The organism is Flagellimonas aurea (genome assembly GCF_017313785.1).
In the GTDB taxonomy this organism is placed as follows: domain Bacteria; phylum Bacteroidota; class Bacteroidia; order Flavobacteriales; family Flavobacteriaceae; genus Flagellimonas; species Flagellimonas aurea.
This window is the reverse complement of record NZ_JAFLNL010000007.1, coordinates 17,015-33,710: the sequence shown is the minus strand read 5'-3', so window position 1 is coordinate 33,710 and position 16,696 is coordinate 17,015. Positions and strand designations below refer to the sequence as shown.

Genomic DNA, 16,696 nt, shown 5'->3' with positions numbered 1-16,696 from the left:
AAATTACGACATTTTGAAGAAATCAGTTGCCGACAAAATGGATTTCCTCCTTTATCTCTGTTATGCGTTTTGTGACCCGTTCCTTGAGCCAAGGAACTATGTCAGGGTACATTTCGAGCAACTTTTCGTAATAGTTTAAACGGGTTTTGGGGTCTTTATAGTACTCATCGGCGAGAATACAGATCTGATAATAATTGTAATAGTCATCCTTGTTCTCTTCCCAAGCCTTTACATAGTAATCCATGGACTTTTCGGTCTGTCCTTTCAATCTAGCGATTCGACCAAGATCTGCATATTCTTGCGGAAAGGTAGCCATTCGCTCTTCAATGGATTTTTCAATGTAGTATTGCGCACTGTCCAACGCCTTTTCCTTAAAATGTACCTCTCCCAATCCAGAATAGGCGGCCGCTTTCTTATCTGGAAATTCGCTCAATTTGTGATATGTATCCAATGCCTTTTTTGGTTCCCAGTTTCGGAAATAGCTAAAGGCCAGTTTTTCGTACACAAAAGGCTTTTCCTCACCCAATTCCAATAATCGTTCAAAATGGGGAATGGCTTGTTTAAACTGACCGTTATTAAAATAGGCCAAGGCCTTTAGGTTGATCATGGCCACATCGTTTTCATAAAACTGAAGGCCCTTATCGATATAGACCAGTGCGGAATCCCTGATTTCTTGACCCACATAGTATTTTCCCAAAGCGTACAAACTGCGTAAATGGGTACTGTCCATTTTCACAGCGGTCTTGAACGCCTTGTTTGATTTATCCGTTTGATCAAGGGATTCGTAGGTCCTTCCCAAATAATAGAAATACTCAGGGTTCTGTTGTTCCGATGATGTCAAAACCTGAAACATTTCCACGGCTGATGCATAGTTTTTGGTTTTCAACAATAGCTTGCCCAGTTCAAAGCGTGCCAGTTCAAATGCAGGATTGTTGTCCAAAATAGCTGTGTACTGGGCAATGGACTTATCATAGTTCCCTATGGAATTATAAGAGCGTGCTATTTGAAAGCTGGCTTTTTCATCCCCGATCGTTGCATATTCGTTGATTGCCGCGGTGTAATTGCCCAAGGCATACAAACTATCGGCAACGGACAAAGCCGATGTTTGTGCACCGGCTTTACAACTTATAAAGAGTATGAGAACAATTATCTTATTCAAACGGATTGCTTATTTTAATTTGAATGTTATTGGAATGGAAAAAATCACATCGGCTGGTTTTCCATCTTGTATTGCAGGTTTCATTTTTGGCAATTTCGCAATTATTCTTTGCCCTTCAGCCTCCAAAATAGGACTTGGGCCTTTTGATTTGATATCCACGATATCTCCATCCGCATCAATACCGAACATAATGGCCACCCGACCTTGAATTCCCTGTTCCTGTGCTTCTTGCGGATAGTTAAAATGTTTGCGAACATGGTTTTGAACGCTCTCCAAGAAACAAGCTCTCTTGTCGGCTGCATTTTCACAGCCGGGAAATATCGGTGCTTCATCAATTTCGGCAAAGGGGACCCAACCATCTCCTCGGTCACCAAACTTTTGAATTTCCTTGTTCAATTCCTCTTCATCATTGCCATCTAACCTAAAAATAATTGGAATTGAGAATGGTACTTGCACAATTTTACCTTCATGCTTTCCGGGTTGCATTCGAGGTAATTTGGACAAAATTCGTTCGGTTTCCTTTTCCAAAAGCTCATGAGGTCCCTTCATTTTAATATCCACTATGCTTCCCTCAGAATTTATTCGAAACATCGCGGCCACCCTTCCTTCGATACCTTGTTCTTGGGCTGCTTCGGGATAATGAAAGTTTTTACGGATATGTTCCTGTATTTTTTCTTGGAAACAGGCCTTTTTGTCCGCGGCACCTTCACAGCCTGGAAAAACAGGCACCTCATCAATAACTCCAAATGGTATCTCATTGGCAACGGCCAGTGATACTCCATCACCCGAATCAAGCTCGGCATCTTCCTTGTTGGTTTCACAAGAAGTGTATACCAACATACCCAACACAAGGGGCAACAACAATACATACTTTAACTGCCATACGGCTTTGGACTTCTTTTTTTGTAACATGACTATTCGTTTTTTGATTAGTGATCTATTAAAAAATTGATTTACGAAACTGATATTTTGGGTATGGAACGCTTCGGACAACAACATCTCAAAATGAGCCTCCTTGTTGTGTTTGACGGCTCTTTCATCGGCAATGAACTCATGAAGTTCGGCCACCCTGTTCTGATAGATATACACCAAAGGGTTGAACCAGAAGACGATTCGGGCCAGCTCAAAAAAGAGCAGGTCCAGGGTGTGCCATTGCTTTACGTGCACCAATTCGTGCGCCAAAATGTTGGCCTCTTTGTCCTTTTTGATGTCCTCGCCCATAAAAACGTTTCGGAAAAAGGAGAAGGCCGAGGTACTTTTGGGCACTGTGATTTTTGTGAAGTCTTTATAATTCTCAACAATACTTTTATGACGGAGTCTGCTAATTTGAATCAATTTGTACACAAACCAAATGGTAGCCAACATACTTCCTATGCCTAAAATCAAATACGGCCATGGGATACGGTCCAGAAAACTGGTTTCCTCTGCGCCTGGACCAAGTACCACACCGTTCAATTGTGAAAGGAATACCGTTGTAGTTTCCAAACCCTGTGGCATAGTGGTCTGGAGTGCTTGAATCTTTACCCAGGGCAATATGAGGGAAAGGGCAAACGTACCCAACAGATATACACGGTTCCATTGAAAAAAGGTCTCTCTCTTTAGAAATAGGTCATACGCCAACAAAAAGACCAATTGAAATGCCAAGGATTCTAAGATATAGGTAATCATTGCTCTTTGTCTTTAATGTTCTTCATAATGTCTTCGAGTTCCTTCAGGCTGATATCATTTTTCTTCATAAAAAAGGATACCATACTGCTAAATGATCCATGGAAATACCCATCCATCAAGGTATTCAAACGTTGGTTGCTGTACTCTTCCTTTTTCATCAAAGGAAAGTACACATGCCCCTTGCCCACTTTTTCATGGGATACAAAACCTTTGTCCTCCAAAATTCTGACAATGGTGGACACGGTATTATAGGCTGGTTTGGGTTCTGGCAATTCGTCCAGAATTGCGGCTACATTCCCCTTTTCAATTTTCCAAAGGAGCTGCATAACCTCTTCTTCTGCCTTGGTGAGTTGTTTCATTTTTCAACTAATTTTTTAGTTCAATACAGGACAAATATAACTAAATATTTAGTTTAAACTAATTTTTTAGTTGAAAAATTAGATTTTGTTTGTAACAATTGTCGGCTACATTTGTCTAACAGTAAAACACAGCCATGGACATTGCATTGCTCATTTTAGGGTTTCTTTTGATGCTGGTCGGGATATTGGGTAGTTTTTTGCCCGTACTGCCTGGTCCGCCCATAAGTTGGGTCGGATTGTTATTACTCTATTTGACCAAGGCAGTGCCCGACAATTGGTGGGTGCTCGGTATCACTTTTGTGATAGCCATAGCCATAACCATTTTGGATTATGTGATTCCCGCTATGGGTACCAAACGGTTCGGCGGCAGCAAAGCAGGTATGTGGGGAACCATTGTGGGTCTACTGGTTGCCATATTTGTTCCCATATTTGGACCACTTGGAATTATAATCTGGCCGTTTATTGGTGCATTGGTCGGAGAATTGCTGAACAAGGCCAATAAAGAAACCGCCCTTAAGGCGGCTTTTGGTTCGTTTCTAGGTTTTTTGACAGGTACTTTTATGAAGTTTGTCGTAACCCTTCTTTACGCTATATTTTACGTTTACATTACCATCAAGTACGCGGGCGACCTGTTTACGTTTAGTTAGTCAAACCATTCCACTTTATCAGCAATAGGCGTTCTTGCGGATGGAATCACTTCTCCATCAAAATAACCCATATAGAAAAAGCCCAAACACTTTTCGCCTTCATTTAGGTCAAAGAACTCATCCATATATTTAATGAGTCCAGGGGAAGACCAATAACTGCCAATGCCCAGTTCGGTACAGCACAACCACATATTTTGGACCGCCATGGCCACAGAGGCAATCTCTTCCCACTCGGGCAAACTTTCTTTGGGGTCCCGCTGCATACAGATGGCGATTACCGCTCCCGAATTGGATGGGTTAAATTGCAATTTTTTGATTTTCATTTGTTTTGGGCTTGGGTCTACTTCCTCATATTTATTGGAAAGGAAAATGCCCAATTCCTGCTTTTTCTCGCCTGTCAACACTTTAAAGCGCCATGGTTCCGTTTTCTTATGCGTAGGTGCCCAATTGGCTGCTTCCAAAATCTTTTCCAAAGTTTCTTTGGCGATTGGCTTATCAATATATTGTGGAGGGAAAATACTTCTTCGTTCCTTGATCAAATCAAAAATCATATTGCTGAATTAAGTTGAATTCCAAAGTTACGCTGCAAAACCTTGCCATCATAATTTCATAAGGAGGTCCATACATTTTTGAAGCGCAGGGTTTCTATTATCCGTTTTCCAGACCATGCTCAACACCGCACGCTGTTTTATTTTTTTCATTTCGATGAATTTTACTTTCATCTGAAATCCATGCTGAAGCGTCGTCGGCACAATGGCTATCCCTAATTTGTTCTCCACCAACTTGAATATGGTCTGCGCATGCACCGATTTATGTGAAACATTGGGCACAAACCCACTATCCTCACAAATACTTAAAACCGTATCATAATACATGGGGCTATAATCCTGGGAAAAAAGGATAAAATCCTCATCCGCCACTTGATTGATGTTCTTAAAATTGGCTTCATCCAAAGGATGGTCCCCAGGCAGCACCAAGGAAAAGGTGTCCTCAAAAACAGGTCTCACATCCAATCCTTTGGGTACTCGGGACAATCGTACAAAGCCCAAATCCAATCGGTCCGCCAATATGGCGTTTATCTGAGCTCGATTGGAAAGCTCTTCCAAAGTGGTATGGACCGTTGGAAACTTTTCTTTCAGTCCCAACAATAAATTCGGTACTACATTTTGCATGGCCGAACCCAAAAAGCCGATACGCACCTCCCCTAGTTGTCCTTCTCCAATCAGTTTTACCTGTTTTTTGGTCTGTTCGAGGTGATTCAGGATAAATTCCACCTCCTTTTTTAAATATTCTCCTGCAGGTGTGAGGCTTACTTTTTTCTTGTCCCTTACAAACAATTGGGTGCCCAATATTTCTTCCATCTGTTTGATTTGAGTGCTCAACCCAGGTTGGGAAATAAACAACTTTTCAGCTGCTTTTCTATAGTGAAGCTCTTCGGCCACAGCCAAAAAGTAGATGAAATGTCTAAGTTCTAGTTGATAATTCATAGTTATTGATTATTACAAAAATAAGTATTGGTAATTATTAATCATAACCTTTAACTTTATTCAAAAGAAAAAACATGGCGATAGACCGAACATTTCAATTTGGTGAAGACCATTTAACCGCAAGCATAGCTTTGGGCATGGCCCATGGCACCATAAAAGGTATTCTTACCGATGAATGCCTCAAAAATGTAAATGCCAGTTACCAACGCGTGCAGCGCATAGTGGAAAAAGGCGATACGGTGTACGGCATCAATACGGGTTTTGGCCCCTTGTGCAGTACAAGAATATCAAAGGCTGATACCAAAATCCTTCAATCCAATATATTAAAGAGTCATAGTGTAGGTGTGGGAGAACCTATTTCCACAGAATTGGCGAAAATTATGCTCATTCTTAAAATCCATGCTTTGGCCAAAGGTTTTTCAGGTATTGCTGAAACCACCCTGCGACGTATGCTTTGGCATTTGGAGAACGATGCCATTCCCGTGGTTCCCTCACAAGGTTCGGTCGGTGCTTCTGGGGATTTGGCTCCATTGTCTCATCTCTTTTTACCATTGATTGGCTTGGGTAAAGTAGAATACGAAGGAAAGACCATTCCAACAAAAGAACTTTTCGAACAGAACGGATTGCAACCTTTGGAATTGGGCCCAAAAGAAGGACTCGCTTTGATCAACGGAACCCAATTTATCGCTGCACATGGGGTAATGGTGGTTCACAAACTACAATATTGTTTGCGACATGCCGACATTATCGGCGCTATGATGTTGGAGGGACTTCAAGGCTCTATGAAACCATTTTATGAAGAATTGCATGAACTGCGTCCGTTCAAAGGTAACCAACACGTGGCGGGCAGAATCCGCACCCTGCTCCAAGGTTCTGAGATTTTGGAGGACCATATCGATTGCGAACGGGTGCAAGACCCCTACTCCCTTCGTTGTATGCCACAAGTGCATGGTGCTTCCCGTAATGCTTGGCTCCATTTGAAAGAATTGTTGGAAATCGAGCTCAATTCGGTTACGGACAATCCTGTCATCATAAATGATGAATTGACCATCAGTGGGGGGAATTTCCACGGCCAGCCCTTGGCCATGGCCTTGGATTATGCCGCTTTGGCCGCTTCGGAAATCGGAAACATCTCCGACCGACGTATCTACTTGGCACTAGAAGGCAACAGTCCAGGTGTTCCCAAATTACTGATGAAGGATACGGGCATCAATTCGGGCTATATGATTTTACAATACACTTCCGCAGCATTGGCGAGCGAGAACAAAAGTTTGTGTTTCCCTGCCAGTGCAGACAGCATTCCGACTTCGTTAGGGCAAGAAGACCACGTGAGTATGGGATCCATCAGTGGTAGAAAAGCGCTCAACATAATTGAAAATGTGGAGAAAATCCTTGCTATTGAATTGTTGACCTCAGCCCAAGCCTTCGAGTACAGAAAACCATTAAAATCGGGCGTTCTGTTGGATGAAATCCATACATTTCTGAGAACCAAAGTCGCCTTTGCCGAGAACGACCGTGTTTTTGCAGATGACATTGAAAAAGGAATTGAAATCATTCAAAACAGGGAAATCATAGATTTGGTGGACCGTGTGATGGATGAAAAAAAACTGAAGTGGAACGCCCCACATCTTGATGAATTTGAAACATACTAAAATGAGCAGACCATTATTAATAGGACCTTTCACCCAATTGCTTCCCATGACAGGACTCCCCTTAAAAGGAGTGCTCAAAGATGAGCAGCTGACCATTATTGAAAATGGGGGGATTTTGGTTTCCGAAGGAAAAATTCTCAAAGTCGGTGCTTTTAATGAGTTGATATCCGATGATGTCGACATTCACCATATCGAAGGAAACCATGTTTGCCTACCTGGCTTTGTAGACTCCCACACCCATATTTGTTTTGGGGGTACGCGCGCTCGGGATTACGCTTACAGAAATGCAGGAAAAACCTATTTGGAGATTGCCAAGGCAGGTGGTGGCATCTGGGACACCGTAACCCAAACACGAAAGGCACCACAAGAAGAATTGGTTAAGGGAATTATTTATAGAAGTAAAAAACATCTTAAAAATGGCGTTACCACCATCGAAGTGAAAAGTGGTTATGGCCTTTCCGTGGATGAAGAACTAAAAATGCTTCGCGCCATCAAAACGGCGAATGAAACTTCAAATGCAACCTTGGTCCCTACCTGTCTGGCAGCCCATATGAAACCCAAAGATTGGCATCAGGACAGGGATTATTTGGACGTTATCATCAACGAATTGTTCCCTATCATAAAAGCAGAAAATCTGGCCAAGCGCGTGGATGCCTTTGTGGAAGAAAGTGCTTTTTCTCCCAAAGAAATCAACCCTTATTTTCAAAAAGCAAAGGAAATGGGTTTCGATATCACTGTACACGCCGACCAATTCACCACAGGAGGTAGTCAAGTAGCGGTGGATTTTGATGCGGTAAGTGCCGACCATTTGGAAGCCAGCACCGAAAAAGAAATTCAATTGCTGGCCAAGAGCAACACCATTGCCACGGCATTGCCTGGGGCGTCCATCGGTTTAGGGTGCGCCTACACCCCTGCCCGTAAAATTTTGGATGCAGGCGGCGCTTTGTCCATTGCCAGCGACCATAATCCAGGGTCCGCTCCCATGGGCGATCTATTGACCCAAGCTAGTATATTGGGAACTTTTGAGAAACTGTCCAATACCGAAGTTTTAGCGGGTATCACTTTCAGGGCAGCAGCGACTTTGCGTTTGACAGACCGAGGCAAATTGGAAGCTGGCGTGCAGGCCGATTTTGTTATTTTCCCGACGGACAACTACCAAGAAATCACCTACCACCAAGGACAACTAAAGCCAAGCGAAGTTTGGAAACAAGGAACATCTGTCCATTAAAATCTAACTCATGACTGAATTTCAGCAACAAATACTTCAAGGCATACCAGAGCAACTTCCTCCCAAAAAAGCCTATCCCAAGAATGGCAATCCAGCGCCAAAACGGAAAGATATTCTCTCCAACGAAGAGAAAAAACTGGCGGTTCAGAATGCGCTACGTTATTTTCCCGAGGCTTGGCACAAAGAGCTTGCAATAGAATTTGCGGAGGAATTAAAAGCCTATGGTCGCATCTATATGCATCGGTTTAAGCCCGATTATGAAATGTATGCACGACCTATTTCGGAGTACCCCGCCAAAACACATCAAGCGGCGGCCATCATGCTCATGATTCAGAACAATTTGGACCCTGCCGTAGCACAACATCCCGAAGAATTGATTACCTACGGAGGCAACGGAGCGGTGTTTCAAAACTGGGCACAGTACCTGCTCACCATGAAATATTTGGCAGAAATGACCGATGAGCAGACCTTGAACATGTATTCAGGGCACCCGATGGGACTTTTCCCGTCCTCCAAAGAAGCGCCAAGAGTGGTCGTTACCAACGGCATGATGATTCCCAACTATTCCAAACCCGATGATTGGGAACGTTTCAATGCACTTGGCGTTACTCAATACGGACAAATGACGGCAGGTTCCTATATGTACATTGGCCCACAGGGAATTGTGCACGGAACCGCCATTACGGTCATGAATGCGTTCCGAAAAGTGTTGGAGAAAAATGAGTCCCCAGAGGGCAAAATCTTCTTGACTGCTGGACTTGGCGGCATGAGCGGCGCCCAACCCAAAGCAGGAAACATTGCAGGCGGAATCACCATTTGTGCAGAAGTCAACCCCGAAGCCGCCAAAAAACGCCACGACCAAGGTTGGGTGGATGAACTTTTGGTGGATTTGGACCTACTGGTCGTACGCACGAAAGAAGCCGTTAAAAACAAAGAAGTGGTTTCCTTGGCGTACATCGGCAATGTGGTGGATGTTTGGGAACGTTTTTACGAAGAGGATATTTTTATTCATTTGGGATCCGACCAAACCTCGTTACACAATCCTTGGGCGGGCGGTTATTATCCCGTTGGACTTTCTTTTGAAAAATCCAACACCTTGATGGTGGAAAATCCCGAAGTCTTCAAGGAAAAAGTACAAGAATCACTGCGAAGACAAATCAATGCCATCAACAAACACACCGCAAAGGGCACCTATTTTTTTGATTATGGCAATGCCTTTTTATTGGAAGTTTCCCGATCGGGCGGCGATGTGATGGCTGAAAATAATATCGATTTCAGGTATCCGTCCTACGTACAGGATATTTTGGGCCCAATGTGTTTTGATTATGGTTTTGGACCGTTCCGATGGGTATGTGCCTCGGGCGACCCAAAAGACCTTCAAAAAACAGATGCCATTGCCCTTGAAGTGATGAAAAAGATAAAATCCGAAGCTCCCGAAGAAATACAACAGCAAATGCAAGACAACATTAAATGGATATCTGAAGCGGAACAGAATAAATTGGTGGTAGGCTCCCAAGCTCGCATCCTGTATGCCGATGCCGAGGGACGCAGTAAGATTGCTGATGCTTTCAACACGGCCATTGCCAAGGGGCAAATCAGTGCTCCCGTGGTGTTGGGGCGTGACCATCACGATGTAAGCGGAACCGATTCTCCCTTTCGAGAAACCAGCAATATTTATGATGGCAGCAAGTTCACCGCCGATATGGCCATTCAAAATGTGATTGGCGATAGTTTTAGAGGGGCCACTTGGGTTTCTATTCACAATGGCGGCGGCGTTGGCTGGGGCGAAGTAATCAACGGAGGGTTTGGCATGGTACTCGATGGTTCCGAAGAAGCCTCTAACCGATTGAAAAAAATGTTGTTTTTTGATGTGAACAACGGCATTTCCCGTAGAAGCTGGGCACGGAACAAAGAAGCTCGCTTTGCCATTGAACGAGAAATGGAGCGCTCCCCCAATTTAAAGGTAACTTTGCCGTATCTTGTAGATTCCGATATTTTGGACCATCTTTTTTAATGTGATGAAACACTACGAACCCCCGAAAAAAGACCTTTGGACAGGAAGGATTTCCAACAAATGGCTGTATCTGCACGAAAAAGTGCATTGTACACCCTTGGACGAACTTCCCGAAGCACAAAAAAAATCCATTGCGCTTTTGGGCTATGCCTGCGACGAAGGCGTACGCCGAAACCAAGGCCGTGTGGGTGCCGTGGAAGGTCCCGATGTCATCAAAAGCAATTTTGGAAAGATGCCCAACCATTTGGGGAGCAATGTACTGTTGCAAGATGTGGGTTCCATTACCTGCACCAATAGCGATATGGAAGCTGCCCAAGAACAACTTGCGGAATCAGTCAAAACTCTTTTGGAAAAAAAACAGTTCCCAATTGTTTTGGGCGGTGGGCATGATATGGCCTACGGGCACTTCAACGGCATCAAAACATATTTGGATGCCAAAAAAGAAGGGCAAACCATCGGCATCATAAATTTTGATGCGCATTTTGATTTGCGGAAAAACACGGAGCAGAGCAATTCGGGCACTCCGTTTTATCAGATAGCGAAAGACTGCGAAAAAAAGGGCATCGATTTTAACTACCTCTGTCTCGGCATCCGAAAAGATGCCAATGACCGAAATCTATTTCAAACGGCAAGGGACCTTGATGTCATCTATGTGATGAATGATACGTTCCAAATTCCTCTACTGGAAGAAATCACAACCTGGATCAATGCCTTCGCCAAAAATGTGGACCACATTTATGTGACCATCGACTTGGATGGGTTCTCTTCGGCCTACGCCCCTGGAGTCAGTGCTGCTTCGCCCATGGGTTTTAGCCCGTATATGGTTTTGGAATGTTTGAAAACGATTATCGGCTCTGGAAAATTGATCAGTCTGGACATTGCCGAGATGAATCCCAAGTATGATATTGATGGACAGACGGCTAAATTGGCCGCTTCGCTGATGCACCATGTGGCACATAGTGTTTCTGGAAGTTGATATTACTATTGGCTTGAGATTTCTCACACTTCTCCCGATAGCCATCGGGATTCGGTTCGAAATGACTTTTTCCACAAAAAAATGCAACTGGTCATTTCGAAATGAGGAACGCAGTGACGATTGAGAAATCTAATTGTCATTCTGAGCCTTTCGACTTCGCTCAAGACAGGCTTTGCGAAGAATCTATTATTGCCTATTCCCCATAAATGGCTTGACACACCTGCCTGCGGCAGGCAGGAATTACACGAATGCTCGCTAATATTTTTGAACGGTCATGTCGAGCGCCCGCCTGCTGGACGGGCAGGCAGTCGAGATGCAAGACTTAATTTCTAGTTAGAGATTTCTCACACTTCTCCCATTAGCTATCGGGATTCGGTTCGAAATGACTTTTTCTACAAAAAAATACAACTGGTCATTTCGAAATGAGGAACGCCGTGACGATTGAGAAATCTGAATTACATTTCTGAGCCTTTCGACTTCAGTTTATCTTGAGCATAGTCGAAAGACTCGAGATGACATCCACACTTATCTTTTTACTCCCCACCACAAACAAAAAAAGCCTTCCAAAAGGAAAGCCTTTCATTGGCGAGCATCGATTTGATGCTTCAACCTGATTCCAATCATCGTGACTGGAATCCAACACAACGTGACAAAGATAGGATGATTTTTCGGAAAAAATAACAGCAAGGGTTGTTGATATTTATTTTATGGATTATTTCCATTTTATAGGAATATTTCCATAATTTAGCTTTCCTTCAACTGAACAATGGAAAAGACGATCTTGCATCTAGACTTGGATACATTTTATGTATCCGTGGAGCGCATCATCAATACAGAGCTTAAGAACAAGCCCTTATTGGTGGGCGGCACCAGTGACCGCGGTGTGGTGGCGGCCTGCAGCTACGAGACCCGTGGATTTGGCGTTCATTCGGGCATGCCCATGAAAATGGCCAAGGAACTCTGTCCAGAAGCCGTAGTCATCCGCGGCAATGCGGGCACTTACAGCAAGTATTCGGATGTGGTCACGGAAATCATCAAGGAACATGTACCTGTTTTCGAAAAATCGAGCATTGATGAGTTTTACGCCGATCTGTCGGGCATGGACCGCTTTTTTGGTTGCTACAAATACGCCACGGAAATGCGCCAAAAGATTATTCGGGAAACGGGACTGCCCATTTCGTTCGGGCTATCGGTGAACAAAGTAGTTTCCAAAGTGGCGACCAACGAGGCCAAGCCCAACAATCAGCTTAAAATAGATTTTGGTCTGGAAAAGCCTTTTTTAGCCCCGCTTTCCATCAAAAAGATTCCGATGGTAGGCGACAAGACCTATCAAACCCTAAGAAACTTGGGCATACGGCAGGTAAAGACCATTCAGGATATGCCCATGGACATTATGCAACGGGTGTTGGGCGCCAATGGTCAAGTCATTTGGAAAAGGGCCAATGGGATTGACAATACGCCCGTAATCCCTTTTCACGATAGAAAATCCATTTCCAATGAACGGACTTTTGACCGTGACACCATCGACGTCGTCAAACTAAGAGGGATTTTGATTGCCATGACCGAAAATCTGGCCTACCAACTGCGTAGGGGCGATAAATTAACAGCCTGTATCGCCGTAAAGATTCGGTATTCCGATTTCAACACCTATTCCAAACAATCGCAAATTCCGTACACGAGTGCAGACCACACCCTCATCCCAAAAATATTGGAGCTGTTCGACTCGCTATATAACAAACGAATGTTGGTACGTCTCATCGGGATTCGATTTAGTCATCTGGTCTCGGGCAATTACCAGATTAACCTTTTTGAAGATACCAAGGAGACCCTGAGCCTTTACCAAGCTATGGACCGTGTCCGTAACAGGTTCGGAAGTCGGAGCGTGTTGCGTGCCTCCGCCATGGGTGCAAAGACCATCGAGAGCATGCACAATCCCTTTAATGGGGAGCCGCCTGTGGTTTTAGCTCACAGGAAACAATGAGCAATAAACATATGTCACCTCGAGCGCAGTCGAGAGGTGTTTTTTATAAATCGGTCTCACATCTCGACTCCGCTCGATATGACAGCTCGACCTCATAACTGAGCATTGATAATTGTACCTCAACTGCCACACATATTATAGTTTACGGTTCGGGACCTTCTCGGAGGTGGAGTTGTTGCAATTGGCCCAACAAAACCATGTGACCCAATTGGTGCTCACGGACATCAATAATACCTCTGCGGGATTGAATTTTGTCCGAAAAGCACCCGAATTTGACATAAAACCGATTTTGGGCATCGATTTTAGGAACGGAACCCGACCCTGTTTTATCGGGATTGCCCAAAACAACAAAGGGTATCTGGAACTGAACGATTTTTTGTCCCGCCATCTTCATGATGGTTTCAAGATTCCTGACCGCGCCCCTGCTTTTAAGAATGCGTTTGTGGTATATCCATTCGAAGTGGTATTGCTCAACGAACTGGACCATTTTCAGGAACATGAGTTCGTCGGGGTCTCCATCAAGGATTTGCGTAGGCTTCCCTTCTCCAAATTGGCATCCCTTACCCACAAGTTGGTGGTACAGCAGCCCGTTACCTTTCGGAACAAACAGGATTTTAACGCTCACAGATTGCTCAGGGCCATCGAAAACAATGTACTGCTGAGCAAACTTCAAAAGGAAGAGGAGGCCAATGAGGAAGAAAAAATGTACCCTGTCCAAAATCTGGCCGCGGCATTTTCAGAGTTTCCCTTTATTCTGGAAAACACGGAAAAGTTGCTGCATAAGTGCAATATCCATTTTGATTTTTCAAAGGACAGAAAACCCCAAAACCTGAAAACTTTTTTGGGCAGCGTGGAAGAGGACGAACAACTTTTGGACCAACTCTGCGCCGAGGGACTCCCCTATCGGTATGAGGAAGTGAGCGATTCCATTAAAAATCGGTTGAACAAGGAACTGGAACTCATCAAAAAAATGGGGTTTGTCTCCTATTTCTTGATCAATTGGGACATTGTTTCCGAAGCAAGGCGAAGGGAGTTCTTTTACGTAGGCCGAGGCAGCGGAGCCAACAGCATTGTGGCTTATCTGCTCCGTATTACCGATGTGGACCCCATGGAGCTCGACCTCTATTTTGAACGATTCATCAACCTGTACCGTGCCAATCCACCCGATTTTGACATTGATTTTTCATGGAAGGATCGTCCTGCCATGACAGAATACATCTTTAAAAGATTTGAACACGTAGCATTGCTCGGCACCTATGTCACTTTTAAGGAACGGGGCGTAATTCGGGAGTTGGGAAAAGTATTCGGACTGCCCCCACAAGACATTGATTTTTTATTGGAGGGAAGGTACTCACTCGACCAATTGGACCATGTATCCAAACTCGTACTGAAATACGGGAGTTTGCTCAAGGGCAAACCCAATTATTTAAGTATTCACGCTGGGGGAATTTTGATCAGCGACAAGCCCTTGCATTGGTTTTCGGCCACTCATTTACCACCAAAAGGGTTCCCTACCACACAGTACGATATGGTCATCGCCGAGGATGTGGGGCTTTACAAGTTTGATATTTTGGGTCAGCGGGGCTTGGGCAAGATCAAGGAAGCCTTGGAAATTGTAGCCTACAATCAACCTGAAAAATATGGTGATATCGACATCCACGACATTAAAGGGTTTAAAAAAGACCCCGTCATCAACAACCTGATCAAAACTGCGCAATGCATGGGCTGTTTTTATGTGGAGTCGCCCGCTATGCGCATGTTGCTCAAAAAACTACAGGTCGACAATTATTTGGGATTGGTCGCCGCCAGTTCCATTATCCGACCAGGGGTGGCCAAAAGTGGCATGATACGGGAATATATTTTGCGCCATCGCAACAAGGGCAGAACCGAGGAAAAGGCACATCCTGTAATGCTGGAAATTATGCCCGATACTTATGGGGTGATGGTCTATCAAGAAGACGTGATCAAAGTAGCCCACCATTTTGCAGGTTTGGACCTTGGCGAGGCCGATGTGCTCCGCAGGGGCATGAGCGGTAAATTCCGTTCACGCGAAGAGTTTCAAAAAGTGAAAGACAAATTCATCTCGAACTGCAGAAAAAAGGGCTATGCAGAAAATTTGATTTCCGAAATCTGGAACCAGGTGGCCAGTTTTGCAGGCTACGCTTTTGCGAAAGGGCATTCTGCTTCGTATGCCGTGGAGAGCTATCAAAGTTTGTTTTTGAGGGCCTATTTTCCTTTGGAATATATGGTGGCCGTGCTCAATAATGGTGGCGGATTTTACCGTTCGGAATTCTATGTGCACGATGCCCGCATGCTGGGTGCCACCATCCATCCGCCCTGTGTGAACAAAAGCATGGCGATAAACCGCATTTATGGAACGCATATGTATTTGGGAATGATGTACCTCCGAGATCTGGAAAGCAGGGTCATGGAACGTATCCTGAAAGAGCGCATGCTCTATGGGAGTTTTACCTCTTTGGAAGATTTCTTGGACAGAGTATTTATCCGCATGGAGCAGCTTTCCATCCTTATCCGTATAGATGCCTTCCGCTTTACGGGCATCAATAAGCACGAACTGCTCTGGAAAGCCCATTTGATGCTCTCGAAAAACGACCGATTGGAACACCCGAAGCTTTTTCCGCCAAGGCATCAAAAATTTCAAATGCCACAGCTCAACACGACCACATTGGAGACCGCTTTTGAGCAATTGGAACTCTTGGGATTCTGTCTTTGCAGTCCTTTTGAACTGTTGGAAGAACCGCCCAAAAACAACAACGGACAAAAAGATTTGGAGCGATACCTCAACAAGTACATCGATATTTATGGGTATTTGGTGACGGTAAAAAACACCTCCACGCATCATGGCAAACGCATGCACTTCGCTACCTTGGTGGACCAGCATGGGGATGTCTTCGATACGGTACTCTTCCCGCCCGTAGCGGCCAAATATTACTTTCGGGGAAAGGGCATTTACCGCTTTTATGGCAAAGTGGTCGAAGAATTTGGTTTCTTGAGCATTGAGGTCATCAAAATGAAGAAAGAAAACTACATTCAGGACCCCCGTTATGCCGACATGAGAACAAGCAAAAAGCTATTTGATTCGAAGAAGTGAGCGAAATGCAGTAACTTACGAAGAAGAATTGTACCAATACATGAAAATCAGAATCAAAGGGAATTCCATACGATTTCGATTGACCCAAAGCGAAGTAAAACAACTATCCGAAACGGGTTCGATAATGGAAACCACCGAATTTGGGCCTTCCAAATTTCAGTATCAAGCTAAACTGATGCCTTCAATAAAAATCTCGAGGCATCCTACTCGAACAACATTATCTTGATGATGGTTCCCGAAACTCAAGGAAAAAATTGGTTCCACGACAATACCGTAGGCTTTGAACATGAAATGGAGCTTCCCGAAGGGAAAAAACTGCATTTGTTATTGGAAAAAGACTTCACTTGCCTTGAAAACAGAGCCGAAGACCAATCGGACAATTACCCCAATCCAAAATTGCAACACTGACCACG

The 16,696-nt window shown here is 44.2% G+C and carries 14 protein-coding genes; 9 read left to right on the top strand and 5 right to left on the bottom strand.

The window, feature by feature from the left end; genetic code table 11:
• Window positions 1-22: 22 nt before the first annotated feature.
• Genes J0656_RS12645 through J0656_RS12635 form a run of 3 tightly spaced genes read right to left on the bottom strand, consistent with a single transcriptional unit; the run spans window position 23 to window position 3,186 of the window.
• The gene (locus J0656_RS12645; RefSeq protein ID WP_207034460.1) at window positions 23-1,159 is read right to left on the bottom strand and encodes a tetratricopeptide repeat protein; all 1,137 of its coding nucleotides are present in this window, start codon (window positions 1,157-1,159) and stop codon (window positions 23-25) included.
• A gap of 9 nt (window positions 1,160-1,168) precedes the next feature.
• A complete protein-coding gene (locus J0656_RS12640) occupies window positions 1,169-2,827 on the bottom strand; it encodes a M56 family metallopeptidase (protein WP_207034457.1) in 1,659 nt (552 codons plus the stop codon).
• Window positions 2,824-3,186, bottom strand: coding sequence for a BlaI/MecI/CopY family transcriptional regulator (locus tag J0656_RS12635; RefSeq protein ID WP_207034454.1), 363 nt, complete (start codon window positions 3,184-3,186; stop codon window positions 2,824-2,826). The genes J0656_RS12640 and J0656_RS12635 overlap by 4 nt, the downstream gene beginning before the upstream one ends.
• 134 nt (window positions 3,187-3,320) lie before the next feature.
• Here J0656_RS12635 and J0656_RS12630 point away from each other — a divergent pair, with 134 nt between their 5' ends.
• Window positions 3,321-3,833 (top strand): DUF456 domain-containing protein, encoded by a 513-nt coding sequence (locus tag J0656_RS12630; RefSeq protein WP_207034451.1) that lies wholly within the window; start codon window positions 3,321-3,323, stop codon window positions 3,831-3,833.
• On the opposite strand, the gene J0656_RS12625 is transcribed toward J0656_RS12630, so the two are convergent.
• Both J0656_RS12625 and J0656_RS12620 read right to left on the bottom strand, forming a co-directional pair.
• Window positions 3,830-4,384 carry a nitroreductase family protein gene (locus J0656_RS12625; protein ID WP_207034449.1) on the bottom strand — a complete coding sequence of 185 codons (555 nt, stop codon included), beginning with the start codon at window positions 4,382-4,384 and terminating at the stop codon, window positions 3,830-3,832. The genes J0656_RS12630 and J0656_RS12625 overlap by 4 nt on opposite strands.
• Before the next feature lie 48 nt (window positions 4,385-4,432).
• A complete protein-coding gene (locus J0656_RS12620; protein ID WP_207034446.1) occupies window positions 4,433-5,320 on the bottom strand; it encodes a LysR family transcriptional regulator in 888 nt (295 codons plus the stop codon).
• 74 nt (window positions 5,321-5,394) lie between these two features.
• Between J0656_RS12620 and hutH the strand changes: the two genes are divergently transcribed.
• The 8 genes from hutH (at window position 5,395) to J0656_RS20180 (ending at window position 16,691) form a co-directional block, all read left to right on the top strand.
• Window positions 5,395-6,972, top strand: coding sequence for a histidine ammonia-lyase (gene hutH / locus J0656_RS12615; protein ID WP_207034443.1), 1,578 nt, complete (start codon window positions 5,395-5,397; stop codon window positions 6,970-6,972).
• Between the two features lies 1 nt (window position 6,973).
• Complete coding sequence (gene hutI / locus J0656_RS12610; RefSeq protein ID WP_207034441.1) at window positions 6,974-8,200, top strand: imidazolonepropionase; 1,227 nt, start codon at window positions 6,974-6,976, stop codon at window positions 8,198-8,200.
• Between the two features lie 10 nt (window positions 8,201-8,210).
• Window positions 8,211-10,214, top strand: a complete 2,004-nt coding sequence (locus J0656_RS12605) for a urocanate hydratase (protein ID WP_207034438.1) — start codon at window positions 8,211-8,213, stop codon at window positions 10,212-10,214.
• A gap of 4 nt (window positions 10,215-10,218) precedes the next feature.
• Window positions 10,219-11,190 carry a formimidoylglutamase gene (gene hutG / locus J0656_RS12600; protein WP_207034435.1) on the top strand — a complete coding sequence of 324 codons (972 nt, stop codon included), beginning with the start codon at window positions 10,219-10,221 and terminating at the stop codon, window positions 11,188-11,190.
• Between the two features lie 766 nt (window positions 11,191-11,956).
• Window positions 11,957-13,171 (top strand): DNA polymerase IV, encoded by a 1,215-nt coding sequence (gene dinB / locus J0656_RS12595; RefSeq protein WP_207034431.1) that lies wholly within the window; start codon window positions 11,957-11,959, stop codon window positions 13,169-13,171.
• A gap of 112 nt (window positions 13,172-13,283) precedes the next feature.
• Window positions 13,284-16,283, top strand: coding sequence for a DNA polymerase III subunit alpha (locus J0656_RS12590; RefSeq protein WP_207034428.1), 3,000 nt, complete (start codon window positions 13,284-13,286; stop codon window positions 16,281-16,283).
• 40 nt (window positions 16,284-16,323) lie between these two features.
• Window positions 16,324-16,509 (top strand): DUF7009 family protein, encoded by a 186-nt coding sequence (locus tag J0656_RS20450; RefSeq protein WP_417947252.1) that lies wholly within the window; start codon window positions 16,324-16,326, stop codon window positions 16,507-16,509.
• Entirely contained in the window at window positions 16,509-16,691 is a 183-nt protein-coding gene (locus J0656_RS20180) for a DUF7009 family protein (RefSeq protein ID WP_225603190.1), read from the top strand. Before J0656_RS20450 ends, J0656_RS20180 begins: the two co-directional genes overlap by 1 nt.
• Window positions 16,692-16,696 lie beyond the last annotated feature (5 nt).

What these genes read in the sequence shown, in the direction of transcription:
- J0656_RS12635 (WP_207034454.1), bottom strand. Translation starts at nt 3,186, where the DNA reads ATGAAACAACTCACCAAGGCAGAAGAAGAGGTTATGCAGCTCCTTTGG.
- J0656_RS20180 (WP_225603190.1), top strand. Translation starts at nt 16,509, where the DNA reads ATGATGGTTCCCGAAACTCAAGGAAAAAATTGGTTCCACGACAATACC.
- J0656_RS12620 (WP_207034446.1), bottom strand. Translation starts at nt 5,320, where the DNA reads ATGAATTATCAACTAGAACTTAGACATTTCATCTACTTTTTGGCTGTG.
- dinB (WP_207034431.1), top strand. Translation starts at nt 11,957, where the DNA reads ATGGAAAAGACGATCTTGCATCTAGACTTGGATACATTTTATGTATCC.
- J0656_RS12625 (WP_207034449.1), bottom strand. Translation starts at nt 4,384, where the DNA reads ATGATTTTTGATTTGATCAAGGAACGAAGAAGTATTTTCCCTCCACAA.
- hutG (WP_207034435.1), top strand. Translation starts at nt 10,219, where the DNA reads ATGAAACACTACGAACCCCCGAAAAAAGACCTTTGGACAGGAAGGATT.
- hutI (WP_207034441.1), top strand. Translation starts at nt 6,974, where the DNA reads ATGAGCAGACCATTATTAATAGGACCTTTCACCCAATTGCTTCCCATG.
- J0656_RS12605 (WP_207034438.1), top strand. Translation starts at nt 8,211, where the DNA reads ATGACTGAATTTCAGCAACAAATACTTCAAGGCATACCAGAGCAACTT.
- J0656_RS20450 (WP_417947252.1), top strand. Translation starts at nt 16,324, where the DNA reads ATGAAAATCAGAATCAAAGGGAATTCCATACGATTTCGATTGACCCAA.
- J0656_RS12630 (WP_207034451.1), top strand. Translation starts at nt 3,321, where the DNA reads ATGGACATTGCATTGCTCATTTTAGGGTTTCTTTTGATGCTGGTCGGG.
- hutH (WP_207034443.1), top strand. Translation starts at nt 5,395, where the DNA reads ATGGCGATAGACCGAACATTTCAATTTGGTGAAGACCATTTAACCGCA.
- J0656_RS12640 (WP_207034457.1), bottom strand. Translation starts at nt 2,827, where the DNA reads ATGATTACCTATATCTTAGAATCCTTGGCATTTCAATTGGTCTTTTTG.